Source organism: Rhizobium freirei PRF 81, from assembly GCF_000359745.1.
GTDB lineage: Bacteria > Pseudomonadota > Alphaproteobacteria > Rhizobiales > Rhizobiaceae > Rhizobium > Rhizobium freirei.
Window position 1 is genome coordinate 44,161 of record NZ_AQHN01000065.1, and the last position, 19,172, is coordinate 63,332.

The 19,172-nt window shown below is 56.9% G+C and carries 19 protein-coding genes and 2 pseudogenes; 5 read left to right on the top strand and 16 right to left on the bottom strand.

Annotated elements, in window-relative coordinates; translation table 11 throughout:
• The first annotated feature begins 35 nt into the window (after window positions 1–35).
• A complete protein-coding gene (locus RHSP_RS17035) occupies window positions 36–350 on the top strand; it encodes a transcriptional repressor TraM (protein WP_004119838.1) in 315 nt (104 codons plus the stop codon).
• A 3-nt stretch (window positions 351–353) separates the two neighbouring features.
• Here the strand turns inward: RHSP_RS17035 and RHSP_RS17040 are convergent, their stop codons facing one another.
• The 12 genes from RHSP_RS17040 to traI form a co-directional block, all read right to left on the bottom strand.
• Window positions 354–1,058 (bottom strand): autoinducer binding domain-containing protein, encoded by a 705-nt coding sequence (locus tag RHSP_RS17040; RefSeq protein WP_004119842.1) that lies wholly within the window; start codon window positions 1,056–1,058, stop codon window positions 354–356.
• A 158-nt stretch (window positions 1,059–1,216) separates the two neighbouring features.
• Window positions 1,217–2,518, bottom strand: coding sequence for an IncP-type conjugal transfer protein TrbI (gene trbI / locus RHSP_RS17045; RefSeq protein WP_004119844.1), 1,302 nt, complete (start codon window positions 2,516–2,518; stop codon window positions 1,217–1,219).
• 10 nt (window positions 2,519–2,528) lie between these two features.
• On the bottom strand, window positions 2,529–2,963 hold the full coding sequence (trbH, locus tag RHSP_RS17050; protein WP_004119847.1) for a conjugal transfer protein TrbH: 435 nt from the start codon (window positions 2,961–2,963) through the stop codon (window positions 2,529–2,531).
• 3 nt (window positions 2,964–2,966) lie between these two features.
• Window positions 2,967–3,779, bottom strand: coding sequence for a P-type conjugative transfer protein TrbG (gene trbG, locus RHSP_RS17055; RefSeq protein ID WP_004119849.1), 813 nt, complete (start codon window positions 3,777–3,779; stop codon window positions 2,967–2,969).
• A gap of 16 nt (window positions 3,780–3,795) precedes the next feature.
• Window positions 3,796–4,458, bottom strand: coding sequence for a conjugal transfer protein TrbF (locus RHSP_RS17060; RefSeq protein ID WP_004119850.1), 663 nt, complete (start codon window positions 4,456–4,458; stop codon window positions 3,796–3,798).
• A 24-nt stretch (window positions 4,459–4,482) separates the two neighbouring features.
• Window positions 4,483–5,661, bottom strand: a complete 1,179-nt coding sequence (trbL, locus tag RHSP_RS17065) for a P-type conjugative transfer protein TrbL (protein ID WP_004119851.1) — start codon at window positions 5,659–5,661, stop codon at window positions 4,483–4,485.
• Window positions 5,662–5,665: 4 nt separating this feature from the next.
• The gene (gene trbJ / locus RHSP_RS17070) at window positions 5,666–6,469 is read right to left on the bottom strand and encodes a P-type conjugative transfer protein TrbJ (protein ID WP_004119852.1); all 804 of its coding nucleotides are present in this window, start codon (window positions 6,467–6,469) and stop codon (window positions 5,666–5,668) included.
• The gene (locus RHSP_RS17075) at window positions 6,441–8,897 is read right to left on the bottom strand and encodes a conjugal transfer protein TrbE (protein WP_004119853.1); all 2,457 of its coding nucleotides are present in this window, start codon (window positions 8,895–8,897) and stop codon (window positions 6,441–6,443) included. Before RHSP_RS17075 ends, trbJ begins: the two co-directional genes overlap by 29 nt.
• A 9-nt stretch (window positions 8,898–8,906) precedes the next feature.
• Window positions 8,907–9,206 carry a conjugal transfer protein TrbD gene (locus RHSP_RS17080; protein WP_004119854.1) on the bottom strand — a complete coding sequence of 100 codons (300 nt, stop codon included), beginning with the start codon at window positions 9,204–9,206 and terminating at the stop codon, window positions 8,907–8,909.
• On the bottom strand, window positions 9,199–9,582 hold the full coding sequence (locus RHSP_RS17085; RefSeq protein WP_004119857.1) for a TrbC/VirB2 family protein: 384 nt from the start codon (window positions 9,580–9,582) through the stop codon (window positions 9,199–9,201). Before RHSP_RS17085 ends, RHSP_RS17080 begins: the two co-directional genes overlap by 8 nt.
• Window positions 9,572–10,549 (bottom strand): P-type conjugative transfer ATPase TrbB, encoded by a 978-nt coding sequence (gene trbB / locus RHSP_RS17090; protein ID WP_004119858.1) that lies wholly within the window; start codon window positions 10,547–10,549, stop codon window positions 9,572–9,574. Before trbB ends, RHSP_RS17085 begins: the two co-directional genes overlap by 11 nt.
• Complete coding sequence (gene traI / locus RHSP_RS17095) at window positions 10,546–11,184, bottom strand: acyl-homoserine-lactone synthase (protein WP_004119859.1); 639 nt, start codon at window positions 11,182–11,184, stop codon at window positions 10,546–10,548. Before traI ends, trbB begins: the two co-directional genes overlap by 4 nt.
• 378 nt (window positions 11,185–11,562) lie before the next feature.
• Here traI and repA point away from each other — a divergent pair, with 378 nt between their 5' ends.
• The 4 genes and pseudogenes from repA to RHSP_RS35605 all read left to right on the top strand — a co-directional run bounded on the left by repA (window position 11,563) and on the right by RHSP_RS35605 (window position 15,893).
• Window positions 11,563–12,783, top strand: coding sequence for a plasmid partitioning protein RepA (repA, locus tag RHSP_RS17100; protein ID WP_028755142.1), 1,221 nt, complete (start codon window positions 11,563–11,565; stop codon window positions 12,781–12,783).
• Between the two features lie 59 nt (window positions 12,784–12,842).
• On the top strand, window positions 12,843–13,817 hold the full coding sequence (gene repB / locus RHSP_RS17105; RefSeq protein ID WP_004119861.1) for a plasmid partitioning protein RepB: 975 nt from the start codon (window positions 12,843–12,845) through the stop codon (window positions 13,815–13,817).
• Window positions 13,818–13,978: 161 nt separating this feature from the next.
• A complete protein-coding gene (gene repC, locus RHSP_RS17110) occupies window positions 13,979–15,193 on the top strand; it encodes a plasmid replication protein RepC (RefSeq protein ID WP_004119862.1) in 1,215 nt (404 codons plus the stop codon).
• A gap of 114 nt (window positions 15,194–15,307) precedes the next feature.
• Window positions 15,308–15,893, top strand: a pseudogene (locus RHSP_RS35605) (GNAT family N-acetyltransferase).
• Here the strand turns inward: RHSP_RS35605 and RHSP_RS17115 are convergent.
• The 4 genes and pseudogenes from RHSP_RS17115 to RHSP_RS34690 all read right to left on the bottom strand — a co-directional run bounded on the left by RHSP_RS17115 (window position 15,842) and on the right by RHSP_RS34690 (window position 18,793).
• Window positions 15,842–16,045 (bottom strand): cold-shock protein, encoded by a 204-nt coding sequence (locus RHSP_RS17115; protein ID WP_004119863.1) that lies wholly within the window; start codon window positions 16,043–16,045, stop codon window positions 15,842–15,844. The pseudogene RHSP_RS35605 and the gene RHSP_RS17115 overlap by 52 nt on opposite strands.
• 140 nt (window positions 16,046–16,185) lie before the next feature.
• Window positions 16,186–16,638: pseudogene (locus tag RHSP_RS17120) on the bottom strand (Fic family protein); the annotation flags it as partial.
• A 285-nt stretch (window positions 16,639–16,923) separates the two neighbouring features.
• Entirely contained in the window at window positions 16,924–17,841 is a 918-nt protein-coding gene (locus RHSP_RS17125) for a recombinase family protein (RefSeq protein WP_004119867.1), read from the bottom strand.
• 592 nt (window positions 17,842–18,433) lie between these two features.
• The gene (locus RHSP_RS34690) at window positions 18,434–18,793 is read right to left on the bottom strand and encodes a hypothetical protein (RefSeq protein WP_028755196.1); all 360 of its coding nucleotides are present in this window, start codon (window positions 18,791–18,793) and stop codon (window positions 18,434–18,436) included.
• Between the last annotated feature and the right edge of the window lie 379 nt (window positions 18,794–19,172).

Here is a 19,172-nt window from a genome sequence, read left to right on the forward strand (position 1 = left end):
TTGCCGGGTCGCAAACGAGGTAAGAGGAGAAGCGGATGGACAACGAGGTCTCATTCGAGACAAGCGGCAAAAGAGAGTCTCGTTATAAAGCGATGCGAGAAGCCGATTTGAAAGCGTTAGCAATTTCTGCGATCCGCGAGCACCGCCGACTTCTAGCCGCGGATGAAGCTGTCTACGAAACGTGGACTCTTGCAACCGCCAACGCCTCGACTTCCAGGGACGTGCTCAAGAGCCTGCAAGATGAGTATCTCGATCGTCAAAAGAAGTCAGAAGCGCAGCAGGAAGAACTCTCGGAAATCGTCGATGCGCTTGGTTATGTTCCCGATGTGCCCTCCGAAAACAACGAATGATGGTTAAACCAAACCGCGGTCCTTCGCGATTGCCACGAGCTGAGGGATCGTCGCGGCATTCAGCTTTTTGCGTGCGCGATCGAAATGGTGTTGCACTGTTCGTTGGGTAATTCCCATTAAAATGGCAATCTCCCAAGCCTTTTTACCCTTTGCCGCCCACGTAAGACACATCGCTTCCTTTGGTGAAAGCAGCCGGCTGGGTGCGACGATCGTCGACGCAGCTATGATCTTCAGGCGATAGTGAATTGCCAACACCGCCTGAAGCGGGTTTAGTTGCTTTTGACATTTTGAAATATCAGCTTTATGCCCCGAGGACGCGAATGTCAGCATAATGATCGAGCCGAAACTGCCTTGAACGGGAACCGTCACCCCACTGCGAATGCCATGTTCTACCGCTTCATCCCGAAAACGATTGAACTCAGAGCTCCCACGAGACGGCCAGTCATCGATCGCCCAGGAAAACATCTCCATCCGGCGTTTGGCTTCCGTAACGACCGGATCCACCCGAGAATATTGGTTGCTTAGGTAAATTTTCTGCCATTTCTCGGGATAGGAACTGAGCGCGCGGGCGCTAAGGCCTTCCGTTTGCAGATATGCAAAGAATTGAAATCCGCACGAATGAACGAACCCTTTGAGCCCGCGTTTGATCATCCGTTCATCGTATGAGGCTTCAACCATGTCAATGAGAGCGCTTAAGGCTGGATCCACAGACCTGTCTCCTTTCTGTTGTACGTGAAGGCGCCCCCGCTCCTTCGGAAGTGATACAGATCTGCGCTCACCCGCGCAAACGTCTATTCACCTCTATTTCGCAATCAAACCTTCTGACCAAGAGATGAAGTTAAACAAAGATCTCTTCTGATGCTGTATCACTGACTGCTGTACGTAGAGGGGAAGACGATATCCTGATCGACCAAGACATTGAACTCGTATCCCGGCCGGATTTGGATTGTCGGCTGAACGTTCAAGTTTTTCGAGATCGTCTGCTCGGCAACGCGACCGAAGGTGTCCGCAAAATTCCGTCTGGCGGCATCGGAGGCCGTGTCCTGGGTGGCAAGCGTCGTGCTTTCGGGCATCGACATGTCGATGCCGGTTCCGAGTATCGCGACAAGTGCTGCCGAACTCCACGTGCGCCAGAGATGCCGATCGACCTTATCCTTGAACCCGCCATAACCTGCCCCATCGGTCCCAGCCATGCCGCCGATTTGCAGCGTCGAGCCATTCGGGAAGATCAGATCGGTCCAGACGACGAGCACGCGGTCCTGGCCAAAGGAAACCTTGGAATCGTAACGGCCGAACAACTTGGCTCCCTGCGGGATCAGGAGCCGGTAGCCGGTGGCGCTATCATAGACATTCTGGCTGATCTGCCCGATGATCCGGCCCGGAAGGTCTGAGTTGAGACCTGTGATCAACGTGGCTGGAATGACCGAGCCGCGCTTCAGCTCATACGGCGACATCTGCGGCACGACCTTATTCGGCAAATAGCCAAGATCCTTGATGTCCTGATTGAAGAAATCCTCCTTCGAACTTTGGGCATTCGGGTCGACGTTCTGGGCCGTCAGCCCGGATTTCGATGCGGCGGTGTAGAGATCAGAAGCATTGTTGGCTGTCGTCGTCGCAGTCTGACGACCGGCGTCTGTGGAACTTTTAGCGGCCTTCTCGACATCAGAAATATCCACCTTCAAAGGCGAGTCCAAAGCGGTTGCCCGCGCCTGCAGGTGAGCCATCCGCTGGCGCTGAGCTTCACGGATATATTGTTCATCCTGCTCCCGCTTTAGGCGGGCTCGCCATTCCTCCTCTGATTCGAGCTGCGGGCCTCTTTCTTGCCGTTCCGTAGGCCGGCGGTCTATAACAGGTGCTCCCTTCTCCACCTTCTGCTCGACGGTGGGTGTTGGCTGGAGCACTTCGCGCTCACCTGGCTCGCCGATGATGCCGTCACTGATGCCGCGCTTGAGCTGGTCACCGAAGTTCGTCGCCGGTGTATTCAAGTTGCTGTCGATATCGTAGCTCCAGTTGAAGGGAAGTCCTCGCCACGATAGGCCGATCACGACCACGCCGAAGAATAGCGCGATGAGGACGGTTGCGGTAATAATTGGCAGCCGATTGAGGCGGCGCATTCCTTTCGGATCGTCGGCTTGCTTTGAAGGGCCGAGCTGGAGCGATTGGATCATACCTTTCCCCTCAATTACGCTGCATGATGGAGAGCGGACTTGCCGGCGTCGCACCGGCGGCCGTTGCTTTGTATGCGCGGCCAAGGGTAATGGACGGTGTTGACAGCCGCGCGAGCACCTGATCTTGAGTGCCATCGATCGCGTAAGTGAGCTCGACCGGTTTCACGTCCTTTCCAACTTTGCCGTCGGTTAGAACGGTGTAGCCAGAGCCCTTGAGGGCCGCCTCGAGTGCCGCCGCAAACTCCGATGTGTCCCTTTCCATCTTGATTGTCGTCGACCTCACGGGACTGATCTGCTCGGCGAGCCGGCTTGCCATGTCGGCGGCGATGGCACTTGCGGCGGGCCCGGAGACCGGCGCGGCGTTTGACCTGGCGTCAGACCCATCCCCAGCAGTTTGGCATGCGGTGAGAAAGCCGCTGATGATGATGACGAGAAGCTTGTGCATAGCTTAGCCTCCTCGCCGAATGGTAATCTTCTGCTGGCGCCAGCCGACGCCGGAGACGAGGATCGCCTCGTCGACGGCATAATCGACGATCATCAAGTCGTTCTTCATTCGGTAATTGACGATGCGGCTCTGGCCGCCGTGGATCACGACCAGCACCGGTGCATCCTGACCTGAGATCGACTTCGAAAACTGGATGTAGGTTTTCACGCCATCCGAATAGACCCGCGTCGGCTTCCAAGGTGCCGAGCCACTCACGGAATATGAGAAGTTCAGTTTGTCGGGTGCCGCCCCGGGAATGCCGCCGGTCTCGAGCCGGGAATTGATGTCGGCGAGCTTGGTCGAGACGTCCTCCGGATATTCGAAGCCGACGCGTGCCATGTACTGGCTCGGATGTGACTTGAGCTGGATGTAATAGGTGCGTCGCGACGTCGTGACCACCATCGAGGTGACAAGACCTACTTCCGACGGCTTGACGATCAGATGGATCGCTTGGCCGCCGATTGCACCGGAGGTGGCAGGCTCCACCTTCCAGCGAACAGTATCTCCAACGAGAACATCGCGGACGATCTCGCCGCTCTGGAGTTCGATATCGCAGACCTGCAAGGGCGAGCAGACAACGGACGGCTGGGTTTCGCCGAAGAGAAAGGTGACCTTGCCATCGGAGCCTGCCGTCACCAGTCCGGGCGCGACGCGCCATTTCCTGGAAATGGTCGTGCCATTCACCTCATTTGCCGTCATGGTCTGCGCCTCAGCGCCGCCCACAAAGACGAGTCCCGCCAAGCAGCCGGTGGCTGCAATTAGTGCTGTTCTGTGCATGTCAAATCCCCTGCCCTCAAAGCTGTGCCGTCCAGTCAAAATCCCTAACGTAGAGGCCGATCGGATTGAGGCGGATGGTCGCCTCGTCCTGCGGCGCGGTAAGCGCAACCGTCGCGATTCCGCGGAACCGGCGCGTCCCGGTTTCCTTGCCCTTCCGGTCCCGTTCGTATTCGGTCCAGTCGATCTGATAAGTCTGATTGGAGAGCGCCACTATGTTGTTGACCTCGATGGCGATCGTCGACGACTTCGCCTTTTCGAACGGCGAATTGCTGCGGAACCAGTCATTGATCTTCTGGGTCGAGGGATCGGAAGCTCGCAGAAGCGCATAGGTTCGATCGATATATTGCTTTTGCACTACGGCATCCGGTGTGACGCTGCGGAAGCTCGTTACGAAGTTGCCAAGCGTGGCGCGCACCACCCGCACATCCGCGTATTCGATCTGCTCGGGGAACCCTGAGGTGACCGAGGTGCCGAGCTTGTCGACCTGGACGATATAAGGCACCAGCTTCACCTGCGTGCTTAGGTATATCGCGTACCCGAAGCCGATCACGGCCATGGTCAGACCCAGTATGCCGACGATGCGCCATGCGGCCGCGGCCTGCACATAGGAGCCGTATCGCTCATTCCATTCCTGGCGCGCGGCAAGATACGGGTTTTCGGGAGCGCGTTTCGCTGCCATCGATCGATCACTTTCTGATTGCTATTAGTCTTTAAGTTCGGGAAGTGGCTTTGGTCCGCTGTGCCCACTGCGCGCCTGATCCAGCTTGGCGTTAGCAAGGCCTAGGATAGACCCGGCGTAGGCACCGGGAGAGCCGATGGCCTTCTCCTTGGTAGCCGAGCCCGCCGCTTTTCCTGCCGAGCCGATCCCTGCGCCGAAACCCCGCAGCATTGCGCCTGCGACGGATGACCCCGCGGCGCGCGCGGTTTGAGCCGCCGCAAATCCCGCCCCGGCAGCGCCCGCCGCGAGGAACCCTGCTCCTGTCGCAAACGATGCGGCCTGACCACCGTGCCTTATTGCCTCCATTCCGCCCGAGACGGACGCGCCCTGAACAACACCCTGCATGATGTTCGGGACGTAGATGGCGATAATGAAGACCACGACAGCGATACCAGCGATCGCAAGCGCAGTCTGGAACTGGTCGCCAATGTCGGGCTGGTCTGCCAACCCGATCAGCACCTCTGATCCGATACGCGAGATCATGACGAGCGCCATGAGTTTCATTCCGACCGAGAAGGCGTAGACCAAATATCGGACCGCGAAATCCTTTGTATAGGACGAGCCGCCAAGCCCCAGCATGATCATACCGGCAAGAAGGCCGATATACATCTCAACCATGACCGACACGAAAATCGCGGCGACAAGCGAGAATGAGATGACGACGACGACCATTGCAAAAGCAGCCGAGATCGCCAACGCGTTGTCCTCAAAAAGACCGAACTGTATCTTTTCCGACATCTTCGTTGCGACGGCGAGTCCAGCATTGAAGACGTCTGCTGGGGAGGCCGTGCCGCCTCCAGCCCCAATCTCAAACAAACTATCCACCACTGCCTTCGCAAAGGCCGGCCCCTGTCCCAAAACGAAGGCAAAAAAGCCGACGAATATGATCCGCCGGACAAGCTCGGCAAACCAGCTGTCTAGCGAAGCTGCCTGCAATGCGAGCCAGACGGCGGCGATGCCAATCTCGATTGTCGCGAGGATCCAGAACAAGGATTTCGCCGCATCCATGACAGTAGTTTCCCACCCCTTTGCGGCCGTGGTGATCTGGCTCTGTAATGAGGTCAGCACTGAACCTTCTTGGGCGACTGCCGGCTGTGCTGCCAGCATGCAGAAGGTGGCAATCACCATCGCGGTGCGGAGCCGCCGAAGACATATTGTTGTCATGTGCTTACCACTCGACTTTCATCTTTTCGCCGCCGGAGGTGGAAGGGGCAGTCCCGCTGAAGAATTTCTCACGCCGCGCCTGCGCAAGGTCCTTGTCGGTCTGTTCGGTCTGGAGCCAGGTGCCCATCATCGTCATTTGCTGCGAGACGAGGCCGCGAAGCTTCTGAATCTGGGCGACCTGTTGCGCGGCGATCTCATGCCCGACCTGCAGGGCTTTCATCTGCCCGTCGGCGGTCTCGGACATGGACCGCAGCGAGGACATCGTGCCTTCCTCGCTATCGAATTGCTCGGCCGTCAGACTCGCCGCCTTCAGCGTGCTGGCGATCGTGTCCCGGTTCGTATCGGACCAGGACTGATAGGTGGTAGAAAACGACGAATTGTCTGGCAGGTTGGTTTTAAGGCTTGAGTAGCTCTGAAAACGTTGTTGCAACACATCATCCGCATTGCCCATGGAAAACGAGATGCTCTGGCCCTGGTCGACGATGCTGCGCAGCTGGTTGAGATCGCTTTCGACCTGCCCCCACATATGCGACGGAAGCGTCGCCGTGTTCTGGAGGAGGTTTTGGTAGATATTCAGCTGCGTTTCGATCTGTTGTGCGAGCTGGCTGATCTGGGTGAGCTGGTTCTGGATCTGCTCGCCGGACTTCCCGACCAAAGCGACCAGCTCGCCATTATTGAGGACCTGCGTCCACTCGGTGGCGGCACCCGTGGCAGTTCCAGCATTTGCGGGCACGACAGTGCCGGCCATCAATGCGACAGCCGCCAGGCCAGTGAGCAATTTATTCGAGGTTGAGCAGCGCTGCGGCATCCTGAACTCCTCTCGTTCGTAGCCAGTGGATCGGCCAGTCGCGGCCGTGTTTGGAACTGAGCGTGCGGATGCGCTTCAGGTCTTCCTTGCCGGATGCGCCAACGAAACTGAGCGCCACGGGGCCGAGCGACATGTCGAAGAGCCGCCTGCCTTCGGACGTTGCGACGTAATATTCTCGCTTAGGAATCGCATTCGAAACGATCTCGATCTGTCTCTCGTTGAAGCCAATCCGCTCATAGAACTCGCGGGTCCCAGGCTCACTTGCGGCGCCGTTCGGCAGGCAAATTTTCGTGGGGCAGGATTCCTTCAACACGTCGATGATGCCGGAACGCTCAGCATCGGAAATGGATTGCGTGGCCAATACCACCGCGCAGTTCGCCTTGCGCAGCACCTTCAGCCACTCTCGGATCTTGCTCCTGAAGACCGGATGGCCGAGCATCAGCCAGGCTTCGTCTAGGACGATGAGGCTCGGTGAGCCATCGAGGCGCTTTTCGATGCGGCGGAACAGATAGGTGAGAACAGGTACGAGGTTCCGCTCGCCCATGTTCATCAACTCTTCGATCTCAAAGGTCTGGAATGAGCCAAGCAACAGTCCGTCTTTCTCAGCATCGAGAAGCTGGCCCATGGGACCATCGACGGTGTAGTGATGGAGCGCGTCCTTGATCTCGCGCATCTGTACGCCGCTTACAAAGTCCGAGAGAGATCGGCCCGCTGCACTGGCCATCAAGCCAATCTGGCGAGAGACCGCATTGCGGTGGTCCGGGGTGATGGTCACGCCCTGCAGCGCGATCAACATCTCGATCCATTCCGCGGCCCATGCGCGATCACTGTCGCTGGAGAGGTCCGACAGCGGGCAGAAGGCCAGCGCCTTCGCCTCTTCTTGAGCGTCGCCACCGATCTCATAGTGATCACCTCCGGTGGCAAGGGTCAGCGGAAGGAGAGAGTTCCCCTTGTCAAAGGCGAAGATCTGGGCGCGTTCATAGCGCCGGAACTGCGCGGCGATTAGTGCAAGCAGCGTCGACTTGCCCGAACCGGTCGGCCCAAAAATGAGTGTGTGACCGACGTCGTCGACATGTAGGTTCAGCCGGAACGGCGTCGACCCGCTCGCCACCTGCATCAGTGGCGGTGAATTCGGCGGGTAGAACGGGCACGGCGCGACAGGGGAGCCCGACCAGACAGAGTTGAGCGGAATGAGATCGGCAAGGTTGCTGGTATTGATCAGCGGTTCGCGGATGTTGCAATACCAATTGCCCGGTAGGCTGCCGAGGTAGGCATCGGTGGCGTTGAGCGTTTCGATGCGCGCCCCGAAGCCCTCCGCCTGAATAAGTCTGCGGATGGACTCTGCCTTTTCCTGCAGTCCTTCACGATCGTGATCGAAGAGAACGATGACGGGCGTGTAATAGCCGTATGCGACCAACTGCGACGAAGCCTGGGCGATAGCCTCTTCTGTCTCGGCGACCATGTTCATGGCGTCCTGATCAAGCGAACGGCTCTGCGTCTGAAAAAGCTGGTCGAAGAATGGGCGCACCTTCTGCTGCCATTTCTTGCGGGTCCGCTCCAGTTTTTGTCTGGCCTCCTGCGCGTCGAGAAAAATGAAGCGCGACGACCAGCGGTAGGTTAGCGGCATGAGATCGAGGCTGTTGAGGATCCCCGGCCAGCTCTCGGCCGGCAGGCCGTCGATCGCGACGACACCGAGGAAGCGGCTTTCAACCTTTGAGGTCAGCCCATGTTCAAGCTCGGCGGTCGCGATCCAGTCGAGAAACATGGGCACATCCGGCAGCCGGATCGGATGGTTGTCACCAGTGATGCAGAAGCGAACGAATTGGAGCAGTTCGTCGTAGCGGGCAACCCGCGCCCCTCCCCTCTCGAGAGCCTCCCGCGTTTCCATGCGACGGATCGAAAGCGTATTGGCGAAATACTGCTCGATCTCGCGGACCGCGTTCTTGAAAATGAACAGCACCGTGTCGGCATAGGTCTTCTTGCGGCTCACCTCGTCCGAGTAGATGTATTTGCTGAGCGCCGTTTTTTTGGATTCGAGCGGCCGATAGGTCAGGATCAGCGCGTGTTTACTCTCGAAATGCCCCTGTTCGCGGGCGAAATGCGCCCGCCGCTCGGCGTCGATCGCGCGAGTTACAGGATCGGGAAAGTGACAACGATTATCCGACGGATAGTCGAATGTCGGGATGCGAACTGCCTCGACCTGGATCATCCAGCCGCTCCCGAGCCGCGAGAGGATTGTATTGATATGGCGCGACAGTTCGTTGCGATCGAGGGCCGTGGCGCTCTCTGAATCTGGTCCCGCAAAATACCAGGCGGCCATCAGGCTTCCGTCTTTCAACAGGAGAACACCATTGTCGACGAGGCCGGCATAGGGGACGAGATCAGCAAAGGATGGGTCGGGGGCCCGGAAGCGTTTGAGAGCGACCATGCGTTCCTCTCAATACCGGCGCCACGGCGAGGAGGTCGCCTTGTAGTAATGCTTGTACGAGATATGGCGGACATAGACCTGTCGCATGAGCGGATCGGCCTTTGCCATCATTCTCAAGAGCCCGACGATGACAATCCAGACGCCAACGCCGAAGAGCGCCGAATAGATCGTAAGAACGACGAAGATGAGGATGACTGCGGCCAAGCCGGTGATCAGCACCAGTTCCCGGTCCGCGCCCACCAGAAGGTTCGGGCGCGACAGCGCGCGGTGGATGCGGTTCCGCTGCAGACCGGACGCGGACTCAGCCATTTGTCACTCCTGCGCCTTGGAAGCCGTCCGAGGCGACCAGCTCCCTCGTCAGGCCAATTGAAGCTCCAGTCGCGCCGAACAGGCCCACAATGGTCGTGGCACCGAGCAGAATGCCGGCGACGAGAACCACGTATACAAGTCGCCGCGCGAAGTCGTTCAACTCCCCACCAAATATGAGCATGCCGCCGGCTATGGCGACAGCCGCAAGTGCGATGTATCCTGCGACAGGTCCGGTGATCGACTCTTGAATCTGCTGCAGTGGTCCTTCCCAGGGCAGTCCGCCACCGCCCGAACTGGCGAGTGCCGGATCAAGCGAAGCGAGAACTGTCGTTAGGACAGAGAATGTGACCTTGGCGAGCGAAGGCTTACGCGACATGACGGGCCTCCTCTTCCTCATCGAGTTGGTCTGAACCGATCTGGTATTGGCCCTCCGCGAACCGTTCGATGTGGATGACGTCTCGAACCCGTCGCCCGCGCGGTGTCCGTTCAATGGAGATGATGAGGTCGACTGCCTCACCGATAACCTCGTGCATCGGCTGCTGGCTTGCTTCTGCGGTCAATTGTTCAAAGCGGCGGAGGGCCGACATGGCGGTGTTCGAGTGAATTGTCGCAACGCCTCCGGGATGACCGGTGTTCCACGCCTTCAGCAGAGTCAACGCGGCACCGTCGCGGACTTCGCCGACGACAATCCTGTCGGGGCGCAGTCGCATCGTGCTCTTCAGCAATCGTGACATATCAACGGTATCGCTGGTATGCAGAAGAACGGCGTTCTCGGCCGAACAATGAATTTCGGCGGTATCTTCGAGGATCACCAAACGGTCTTCGGGGGCGAATTTGACGATCTCATCGATCAACGCGTTCGCAAGCGTCGTTTTGCCAGAACCGGCGCCCCCGGATACGATGATGTTTCGCCTTTTGGAAATCGCCTTTCGGATCATTAAGGCGTGGCATCCCGTCAGCGCGCCTGACCGCACATATTCTTCCAGCGGAATTAGGCGTGGGGCACGGCGGCGGATCGTAAAGGCTGGCTTGGCGACCGCTGGTGGTAAAAGGCCTTCGAAGCGGTGCCCACCTATCGGGAGCTCGCCGGAGATGATCGGTTGCTTCGTGTCTACCTGGGACTGAAGGAAATGCGCCACAATTCCGATCACCGTTTCCGCGGCGACGGGGGACATTTCGCCGGCCGCCGCAACGCCGTGAGCGAGGCGCTCAATAAAGAGCTTTCCGTCCGGATTGAGCATTATTTCGATCACATCCACGTCTTCCAATGCGGCGCACAGCTTATGGCCGAGCGCGTCTTGAAGTTTGCAGACAAGCCGGTGGTGAGAGCGGAGCTGGTTCATGGATTTCTCCTTTTCCGCTGCCCATCTGGGGAGATGAATTCAGAACGGTAACTGGATGGACGAAGCCTCAGGAATGTCTCGGCGTTCACCGGTAAGGTGCCCGCGACGGCAATTGTCTTGCCAATGTTCTTTGGTTCGCCCAATCGCGATAGGTGCCACCCAACGCGTGCAAGGATCCGCTCGAATCGAAGATCGGTCACCGTGACGAGCTCCGTGTACCCATTTGCGATGCACCATTCGATGATGCCTGCGAACATGGTCAAAGTGGCCTCGTGGACGAGGCCTCCTCCGCGAAGATCGACCAAGGTTGTGTCCACGCAAAAACGGGAGCTTTCGATCATACTTGGATGGGCGTTTAGGTGTCCATGCGTTAGCAGTGACGAAAAGACATGGGTCACCATCGTCGGACCCATGGCCGGCAGGAGTCTAGCGCATCCTGCCACACGAGCGCTGTCCGATACGGCGAGTATGTAAGTCGGCTGGAGAGCGTCGAAGACGTCCGCTTCCCGGCCGTCAAGAACACCGACCTCCCAACCCAACCGATTTGAAAACACTTGAGCTCGAAGTCGATGATGTGCTTCGAGAAGGTGCTGTGCAGGAAGCCCATGTCTGGTCGATATCGCAACAACCTTCATACTGATCTCCGTCGCTTAAATTTATCGACAAAGATCAGCACGGATTAGAATGGCTGGGCAGTTGTAGAATCCTACAAGGTATTTTGGTGAGTCGCGCGCGGTTTTGGGCGACAACGCGCTGATCTGATCTCGCGTGTTATTCCCTTAGTTGTAGGAATCACCAGTGAACAAATATGCAACGAACGTTGTGACTCGGAGCGGTAACAGATTGGATTTGCAAGGGAAATACAGATGGCGGCGTTAACCATAGGTCAAGGGGCGTCCCGGCTATTAACAGTTTATTAGCCGCATTTTCCTTGCCGGCCCGCGAGAATCGGACATAATAACGGTTCAGTGGCAATATCGGGCCGAAAACCGTTATCTGAAAGATTTCTGACAATGAACGCTAATTCGATGGCTTCGCTTAAGATGCCGATGCACTTTGAAGATCAAATCCTAGAACAGGGTGATTTGATCTCGAAAAAGCTGCACCTACTTAGCGTACAACGATTCCCGCCCAACGCGAAAAAGACATTGCGAAGCTTCTCGCTGGCGGAGGTCGCGACCTATGTCGGCGTATCGCAGAGCACATTGAAAAAGCTGCATCTGGACGGAAAGGGCCCCTCCCCTCAAACATCGTCCTCCGGTCGTCGCTCCTACACCGCCGAACAGATGTTGGAACTGCGTCAATATCTGGATACGCACGGTCGATCCGACAACCGCATGTATGTTCCCCACCGGCGCGGCGGTGAAAAGCTGCAGGTGCTTGCTGTAGTCAACTTCAAAGGGGGCTCGGGGAAAACCACGACCGCCGCGCATTTAGCGCAGTACCTGGCATTGACGGGGCATCGCGTCCTTGCCGTAGACCTCGACCCTCAAGCATCCCTTTCGTCTCTGCACGGCTTCCAACCGGAGCTCGATCAGATCGCGTCCATCTATGATGCCATTCGCTATGATGGTGCGAGAAAGCCGATCTCGGAGATCATCCAGACCACTAATTTTCCTGGATTGGACATTGTCCCTGCAAACCTCGATTTGCAGGAGTATGAATATGACACGCCGCTTGCGATGTCTGATAAGTCTTCTAATGAAGGCAAAACGTTTTTCACCCGCATATCGCGGGCTTTGGCTGAGGTCGACGATCGTTATGATGTCGTCGTCGTCGACTGTCCACCGCAGCTCGGATATTTGACGCTGACCGCACTGACCGCAGCTACAAGTGTTCTGATAACAATCCATCCGCAGATGCTCGACGTGATGTCGATGGGTCAGTTCCTTCTGATGCTTGGTGGAATCCTAAAGCCGATCCGTGCCGCTGGTGCGGAAGTGAACCTCTCCTGGTACAGATACTTGATTACGCGCTACGAGCCGACCGATGTTCCGCAAGCCCAGATGGTCGGCTTTATGTCCACGATGTTCAACGAGTTCATACTAAAGAACCAGATGGTGAAGTCGACGGCGGTTTCAGATGCCGGAATTACCAAGCAAACTCTGTACGAAGTCGATCGGGCATCCATGAATAGAGGCACGTATGACCGTGCGATGGAATCGTTGGATGCAGTGAATGCTGAAATTGCCGGCCTCGTTCACGAGTCATGGGGACGTCGATTTGTCAGCTGACAAAAACGAACGTTTTATGCGGAAAAACAAGCAGCTAACGGCTGCTCGGAGCAAATGAGATGGCACGGAAAAATCTGCTCGAGGGACTTGCTGACCTGCATGAAGATAGCGGCACGGCACCTGCATATCCAATGCGAGGCGCAGGCAAATCTCTCGTGCGTTCGCTGGACGAGCTGGCAAAGCAGGCTGACAAATATCTCGAAGGCGAGGCAATTATCGAACTTGATCCGGCACAAATTGAAGGCTCCTTCGTAAAGGATCGGATATCAGACGACGACGGCGAGTATCAAGATCTGCTAGAGGCAATTAGGGTACGTGGGCAGGATACGCCTATTCTCGTGCGGCCCCATACAAAGGTCGATGGTCTTTATCAGGTTGTCTTCGGCCACAGACGGGTAAGGGCAGCAAGGGACCTCGGCAGAAAAGTCCGGGCTATTGTCAAGGCAATCGACGACCGTTCCCATGTCATTGCTCAAGGGCAGGAAAATTCCGCGCGCGCGAATCTCTCTTTTATCGAAAGGGCGTTATTTGCCAAGCGCCTGGATGATCTTGGTTACGGCCGAGAGGTGATTTCCTTGGCATTGTCCGCGAATGCGGCTTCGGTCTCGAAGATGATGACGGTGGCAGAGCGCATCTCGGCTAACGTCATAGAAAAAATCGGGTCGGCTCCCGGTGTGGGCCGAGAGCGCTGGATAGAGCTTTCACTTCTAGTCGGAAAATTCGCCAATAGCGGCAAAGTGTCAGAAGTTTTGAGCACGGACGGCTTCGACGCATTGCCGTCCGATGAACGCTTTTCATCTCTGTACAAGGCGCTCAACAGAACAGCGCGGCCCGTGAGGAAGGCGGAGGTTTCGACTCAAAAGGCGAAGTGGCAGCCCCGGGACAAGGCAGTGCAGGCCGAAATCAAGAATACGGGCAAAGCTTTCTCGCTCTCGATGAAGGCGAAGAATGCTGGCCGTTTCGGAGAATATCTTTCCCGCAATTTGGATGCGCTCTACGAGCAATTCCTGAAGGAGGGAAGCAAAGGAGACTGAAGCCGCAAAAGAAAAAGGCCCCCAAACGACCAAGTCGTGGAAGCCCTTCTCGTATTCCCTAAGCAAGATTGAGAATCGCATTTCCACGAATCCCTGTCAAGAGTCGTAACCGTCGATTTGGCGGGCGGATCTCTTTTGCCTCAATTAAGGTGAGAGAAAAAATGCAGATTGGAAGTGTGACGACGCCCTTCGGGCGGCGGCCGATATCGCTTGCCCAGGTAAGAGGGCAAATGAAAACGGCTGAGATGCGGCCAGGTAAGACGGCCGACAAATGGAAGATCTTTCGCGATGCCTCGGAGGCGAGGGCAGTGCTCGGCATTCAGGACCGCGCCCTTGCCGTTCTTGATGCGCTCTTGACCTTCTATCCCGACAATGAGCTTTCGGAAGAGCGCGGCCTGGTGGTGTTCCCATCAAATGAACAGCTTTCCGTTCGAGCGCATGGTATTGCTGGCACGACATTGCGCCGCCACCTTGCTGCACTCGTCGATGCTGGACTGATCCAGCGCAAAGACAGTGCTAATGGCAAACGATACGCCCGAAAGGACAATGGCGGCCAGATCGAAGATGCGTTCGGCTTCAGCCTCGCGCCGCTGCTTGCTCGCGCCGAAGAGCTTGCGCAGCTCGCACAGCAGATAGCAGCCGAGCGCCGGCACTTCCGCAGCGCCAAGGAAGCACTGACGATCTGCCGTCGTGACGTTCGTAAGCTGCTGACGGCTGCGATAGAAGAGGGCGCTTCTGGCGATTGGGAAAAGCTGGAGGGCTACTACGTGCAGCTGCTCGCAGGCATCCCCCGCTCCCCAACCCTCAAAGATATTGAATCCGTCCTCGACGAAATGCGAATGTTGCGTGAAGAGATCATCAACCAACTGGAATTTCAGGAAGATTCTCAAAAAACAGATACCAATGATGTCCAAATTGGACGTCACATACAGAATTCAAAACCCGAATCCAGCAATGAATTTGAACCTCGCTCTGAAACAGAGCAGGGGGCGAAATCGAACCCAGACATTGGGCGAATGCGAGAGCCGATAAAGGCTTTTCCACTGGGAATGGTCTTGCAGGCCTGCCCTGAGATTTCGAATTACGGGCCGGGCGGGGCGGTCGGGAGTTGGCGCGATCTCATGTCAGCCGCGGTGGTCGTGCGATCGATGCTGGCCGTCAGTCCGAGTGCCTACCAGAATGCCTGTGAGGCACTCGGTGCCGAGAATGCTGCGGCCGTGATGGCCTGCATCCTCGAAAGGGCAGGGCACATCAACAATGCGGGCGGTTATTTGCGTGACCTCACCCGCAAGGCAGAACGCGGAGAGTTTTCACTTGGGCCGATGTTGATGGCGCTGATGCGAACGAATGGTTCGCCAGGCCGGAGAGCATCATGAGCTGCAAAAAGCTGATGCTGTTTGGAGACCGCAGCAAGGTGAGATCCTGGCTTGTGGTCTCCCGAGTATCGCCGATAAGCTATCAATCTAAAGTGGGGTCGCTGAAAACAGCATATTCGAAGGGCCGTAACCTCGGATGCAAAGAGCTGTGTAGCCTTCTGAACGAAATCATCCGGACATCCGCGCCGGCGGAACAACGGCGCTGGAGACGCTGCTTTCGGCCGCGGGGTTCGCGGAGTGGTTTATTGATCGCAAGTTACGATCGGCTGCTTGTCGGCTGTCAGTTGTTAAGCCTGTACGGCGATCCACCGTTTTGTCGACATCCCTACATTTGCACGCGCGAACCCAAAGATATCCAGCGTCGACAGCTCTTTTTACCGCAACTCGGACAACAGCCGAAGAACTCGTGTTCGAAATTCATCAATGCGACCGTACGTGCCGATAACATCATGAGTCTTGCTATTGCACCAAGATGGGGTTTGAGGGCTATGCTAGTCTCATAGACGTTCCGCTTCTGGATGTGACACCCTTCGACCGGGCCAAGAAGTTGGGCGCTGCGCCTTTGGCACAGGCCGAGATCTCGCAATTTAAGAGCAGGTGGCCCCGAGGCGCTTTTGAGCCCGTTGCCGCCGCTCCGGTCAATTGGCCTCAGAGCGGTCTGACGTTTTCCGCCTTTAACTTGCCGGTCTTCCGATCCTGACCGAGATCGTAGGAAACGGACTGTCCCTCTCTGAGATAATCGCCATATTGCAGGGCGGTGACATGCACGAAAACGTCGCCTCCTCCGCTTTCCGGCGTGATGAAACCAAAGCCTTTATCGGCGTTGAAGAACTTAACCTTGCCAGTTGGCATAACAATCCTCGTGTCTTCGCAGTTTAGGCAGCAAACTAACGACCAGCCACAGCAAGAATCAAGCCAGTCTGCTTCCGCCGAGTGATGTCGCGCTCTTTGGATAGAGTGGACGAAAGGCCGTGCCCCAGCCGTTGTTTCTATCACTCTGGCTCCGGCAGGTTTAAGGTGTAACGCGTATGTCGGCGTTCACCGCTGCGGTTCATTGCCCCCTTCTCCACCATATCATGAAGGTCTCGAGTCGCCGTTGCCCGGGAAGCCCCTGTGATCGAGATGTAATTTTCCGCGCTCAGGCCACCTTTGAAGCCTTCAATCCCTTCGCGGAACATGCGGGAGATCGCCTTGGCGATTGTTGAACTGGTCGCGGAACCGTTCATAGAACTTTGCCTTGCGGATATAAAACGCAACGCGCGTGAGAGTCGTCTGCTGCGCATCGAGAATGGTTTGCAAGAAGTAGAGTAGATGAGCCTTTCGATTATATCGAGCTTACGCTGATTTGTTTCGAGCTCTCCGTAATAAGCCTTGCGGCTCCTTTTGATCGTATATGCAAGCGAGATCAGGCTCGGTTGCCCGATGTTTTGCGCGAGCGACTTTTGAGGGCCGAACAAGCAGCCCAGCAGGTCGCCGCGCTGAAGAAAGATCGTGACGAGCCGGCATACCATCATGCGGGTTCGAGACGAGAAACCACCTCGGTCGTTGGCAGAAGGAACAATGATGACCGGCTACACCATTGAACCGGACGGGCGTCAGGTGGAGGAGGAAATCCACCTTGGCGGGGTTGGCCGAACAGGTCGTGGCAAGCACGGATTGGAAGGAGATCTCCGCCGGGAAAGGAAGCTCGCGGGGCAAAAAGCGCGGGCGCTCCCTTATGAATCAGCTAGTCAAGGACGAACTAACCCGAAGCGATGTGCCTCGTCCAACAGCGCCCTAACGGAAGAGGGCTGCCACCTCCTGCCACCACGCGCCGGCCGTTCCCCCATCTGATCCAGTTGCGCGGCAATGTCGCGCAGCGACAAACTGGGGTCGGCGATGGTGATCGCGGCGACCAACTTCATCAAATGATCTTCGGGCGCGCGGCGCGGTGAGCGGGCCAGCAGCTCTGGCTCTGCAAGCTTCTCACGAACCATCCGATGCACCGCGCGGCGTAATCGTTGGACCGTCCAGTGATGACCGCGACGGTTAAGGACGCGCACGACGTTGTCCCAACTATGCTGTGGCCTGAGCTGCCTCACGGTCGGCAGCCAGGTCTGTGCCGACGAAATCAGTTCGTCGAGATAAAGTTTCTCGCGTGCTTTCGACACCGCCTTGATCGCCTCCGGTCGGCGCTCGCGCAGACCGGGATTTCCGGGAAGCTTCCCTCTGGCTTTCGCAGCCTTGATGCCAGCTTTGGTTCGTTCGGCGATCAGGGCGCGCTCAAGCTGGGCGACGGCGCCGAGCACCTGCAAGGAAAACATTCCCTGCGGCGTGGACGTATCGATCGGATCGCGCAGCGAGCGGAAATGAACTCCGCGCTTTTCGAGGTCTTCAATCACGTGAAGCAGATGGCTGACTGATCGGGCCAAGCGATCGAGACGAACGACGACTAGCACGTCGCCAGAGGTGAGATCCTTCAGCACTTTGGTGAGCACCGGTCTTGTGCGGGATAACCCGGATCCGTGCTCCTGATGAATGCGATCGCAGCCGGCGGCGCGCAACTCATCGACCTGGGCATCGTTGAGCTGATCGTCAGTCGAAACCCGGGCGTATCCGATCAGCCGGGGCCGCGGAGAGGGGGAGCTGGCGATTGCAACCTGGGGCATTCGTTCTGGCTCTTTTTTGATGGCCTTTGTACAGATAATGAATGCATGAGAAAATGGGGATTTGCAAGCGTGTTTTATGACAAAAATGGGAGGCGATAGAGAGCGTTCTATGACGTGAGGCAGGCATCGACCCATCGCCGCCCGAGAACGCACGTCAGCGGGCATCTATGGCGAAAACGCAGGGAAATCGGCTATTTCGGAAGAGGTCGCTCCGGCTCCGGCTTTTTGATGAGGTTCTGACGCCGAGAGGCGGTCGGGGAGGGGAAGAGCTCGACCGGTTCAGCACGCGTTATTTCCGCTCAATCAGGCAGAATTTCCAGCGACCCAAAATGAAAAGCCCTCAAGGGGCCCGGATTTGCGGCTTTTCCGCCAATTCTCACGGACAAATACGCTATCTCTTGCCGCCAAAAACCATCACCTATCGATACGCATTACTTATCGGAAGTGATTGCCCATCCACGGCGCCGTCCCGAGTGACGGAAGCAATGGCTTAAATAGCTTCTGTTCTGGAAAAGAACAACGTTAATTCATATGGGTAACGAGATGGAAACGGCCAACATTCCCGGATAAAAGGGGTACGTGGGTGTCGCTTTTAGCTAAGAATTTCATTGATATGCAGATGGTAGGGAGGGGAGGTTCCGGGCGTGGGGAGTTGTGTAGCCTCGATGGTTTCTGGAACGATCAGATTTTGTACCGCCTCTGACCAGATAAGTATTGCTCTATCGGGATCACAAGGCCTCCTAAGTGGCGCGGCAGGGCGTAACGAGGCGAGATAAGACGCCACGTTGCGCCCGTTTGCGCGCCAATTATACCAGTGATTTCGGCGCTTAAACGGCCGCATTTCGACGTTTTTGGCGCCCTCCCTCTGCATGTCGCGGGCTATGGCTTTGGCCACCTCGCGGTCGCTGAAAGTGAGGCCGATCGGCTTTCCGTTCTGATAAATTTCATGCATGTCAGGTCCTTTCTAAGGGCGGAATGCCCGACGCGTGGAAAATATAAGATGAGTTACATTTGTCGCCGTCCCTGATTCAGCGTCCGAACCTGCTCCTCAAGATGCTCGGTTGCCGTCGTCGCGGCTCATGCGGTCGCGTTGCAGACCGGCGGCCATCAACTCCCATGAGGACGGTGGCTTGGCGGCTCCGGCACTAGCTCGGTGATGAAAGAAAGATGCGCCGTTTCCATTGGCTGCGCCACCACTTAGCAATTCCGATTTTCATCCCAATCGGCGGTGGAACATGCACTTTTCATCGCCGCGCCCATCAAAGGACGGTACCGAAAGTTCTTTACCATTGAACTGCGTCAGCGCGAGCAGGGCGGTCTTGGCGTCAAGC

What these genes read in the sequence shown, in the direction of transcription:
- RHSP_RS17080 (WP_004119854.1), bottom strand. Translation starts at nt 9,206, where the DNA reads ATGGCTGAGTCCGCGTCCGGTCTGCAGCGGAACCGCATCCACCGCGCG.
- RHSP_RS17085 (WP_004119857.1), bottom strand. Translation starts at nt 9,582, where the DNA reads ATGTCGCGTAAGCCTTCGCTCGCCAAGGTCACATTCTCTGTCCTAACG.
- RHSP_RS17060 (WP_004119850.1), bottom strand. Translation starts at nt 4,458, where the DNA reads ATGGCAGCGAAACGCGCTCCCGAAAACCCGTATCTTGCCGCGCGCCAG.
- repC (WP_004119862.1), top strand. Translation starts at nt 13,979, where the DNA reads ATGCAGATTGGAAGTGTGACGACGCCCTTCGGGCGGCGGCCGATATCG.
- RHSP_RS17075 (WP_004119853.1), bottom strand. Translation starts at nt 8,897, where the DNA reads ATGGTCGCTCTCAAACGCTTCCGGGCCCCCGACCCATCCTTTGCTGAT.
- repA (WP_028755142.1), top strand. Translation starts at nt 11,563, where the DNA reads ATGAACGCTAATTCGATGGCTTCGCTTAAGATGCCGATGCACTTTGAA.
- trbG (WP_004119849.1), bottom strand. Translation starts at nt 3,779, where the DNA reads ATGCACAGAACAGCACTAATTGCAGCCACCGGCTGCTTGGCGGGACTC.
- trbB (WP_004119858.1), bottom strand. Translation starts at nt 10,549, where the DNA reads ATGAACCAGCTCCGCTCTCACCACCGGCTTGTCTGCAAACTTCAAGAC.
- RHSP_RS17115 (WP_004119863.1), bottom strand. Translation starts at nt 16,045, where the DNA reads ATGCCAACTGGCAAGGTTAAGTTCTTCAACGCCGATAAAGGCTTTGGT.
- trbH (WP_004119847.1), bottom strand. Translation starts at nt 2,963, where the DNA reads ATGCACAAGCTTCTCGTCATCATCATCAGCGGCTTTCTCACCGCATGC.
- trbI (WP_004119844.1), bottom strand. Translation starts at nt 2,518, where the DNA reads ATGATCCAATCGCTCCAGCTCGGCCCTTCAAAGCAAGCCGACGATCCG.
- trbL (WP_004119851.1), bottom strand. Translation starts at nt 5,661, where the DNA reads ATGACAACAATATGTCTTCGGCGGCTCCGCACCGCGATGGTGATTGCC.
- trbJ (WP_004119852.1), bottom strand. Translation starts at nt 6,469, where the DNA reads ATGCCGCAGCGCTGCTCAACCTCGAATAAATTGCTCACTGGCCTGGCG.
- repB (WP_004119861.1), top strand. Translation starts at nt 12,843, where the DNA reads ATGGCACGGAAAAATCTGCTCGAGGGACTTGCTGACCTGCATGAAGAT.
- RHSP_RS17125 (WP_004119867.1), bottom strand. Translation starts at nt 17,841, where the DNA reads ATGCCCCAGGTTGCAATCGCCAGCTCCCCCTCTCCGCGGCCCCGGCTG.
- RHSP_RS17035 (WP_004119838.1), top strand. Translation starts at nt 36, where the DNA reads ATGGACAACGAGGTCTCATTCGAGACAAGCGGCAAAAGAGAGTCTCGT.
- traI (WP_004119859.1), bottom strand. Translation starts at nt 11,184, where the DNA reads ATGAAGGTTGTTGCGATATCGACCAGACATGGGCTTCCTGCACAGCAC.
- RHSP_RS34690 (WP_028755196.1), bottom strand. Translation starts at nt 18,793, where the DNA reads ATGCATGAAATTTATCAGAACGGAAAGCCGATCGGCCTCACTTTCAGC.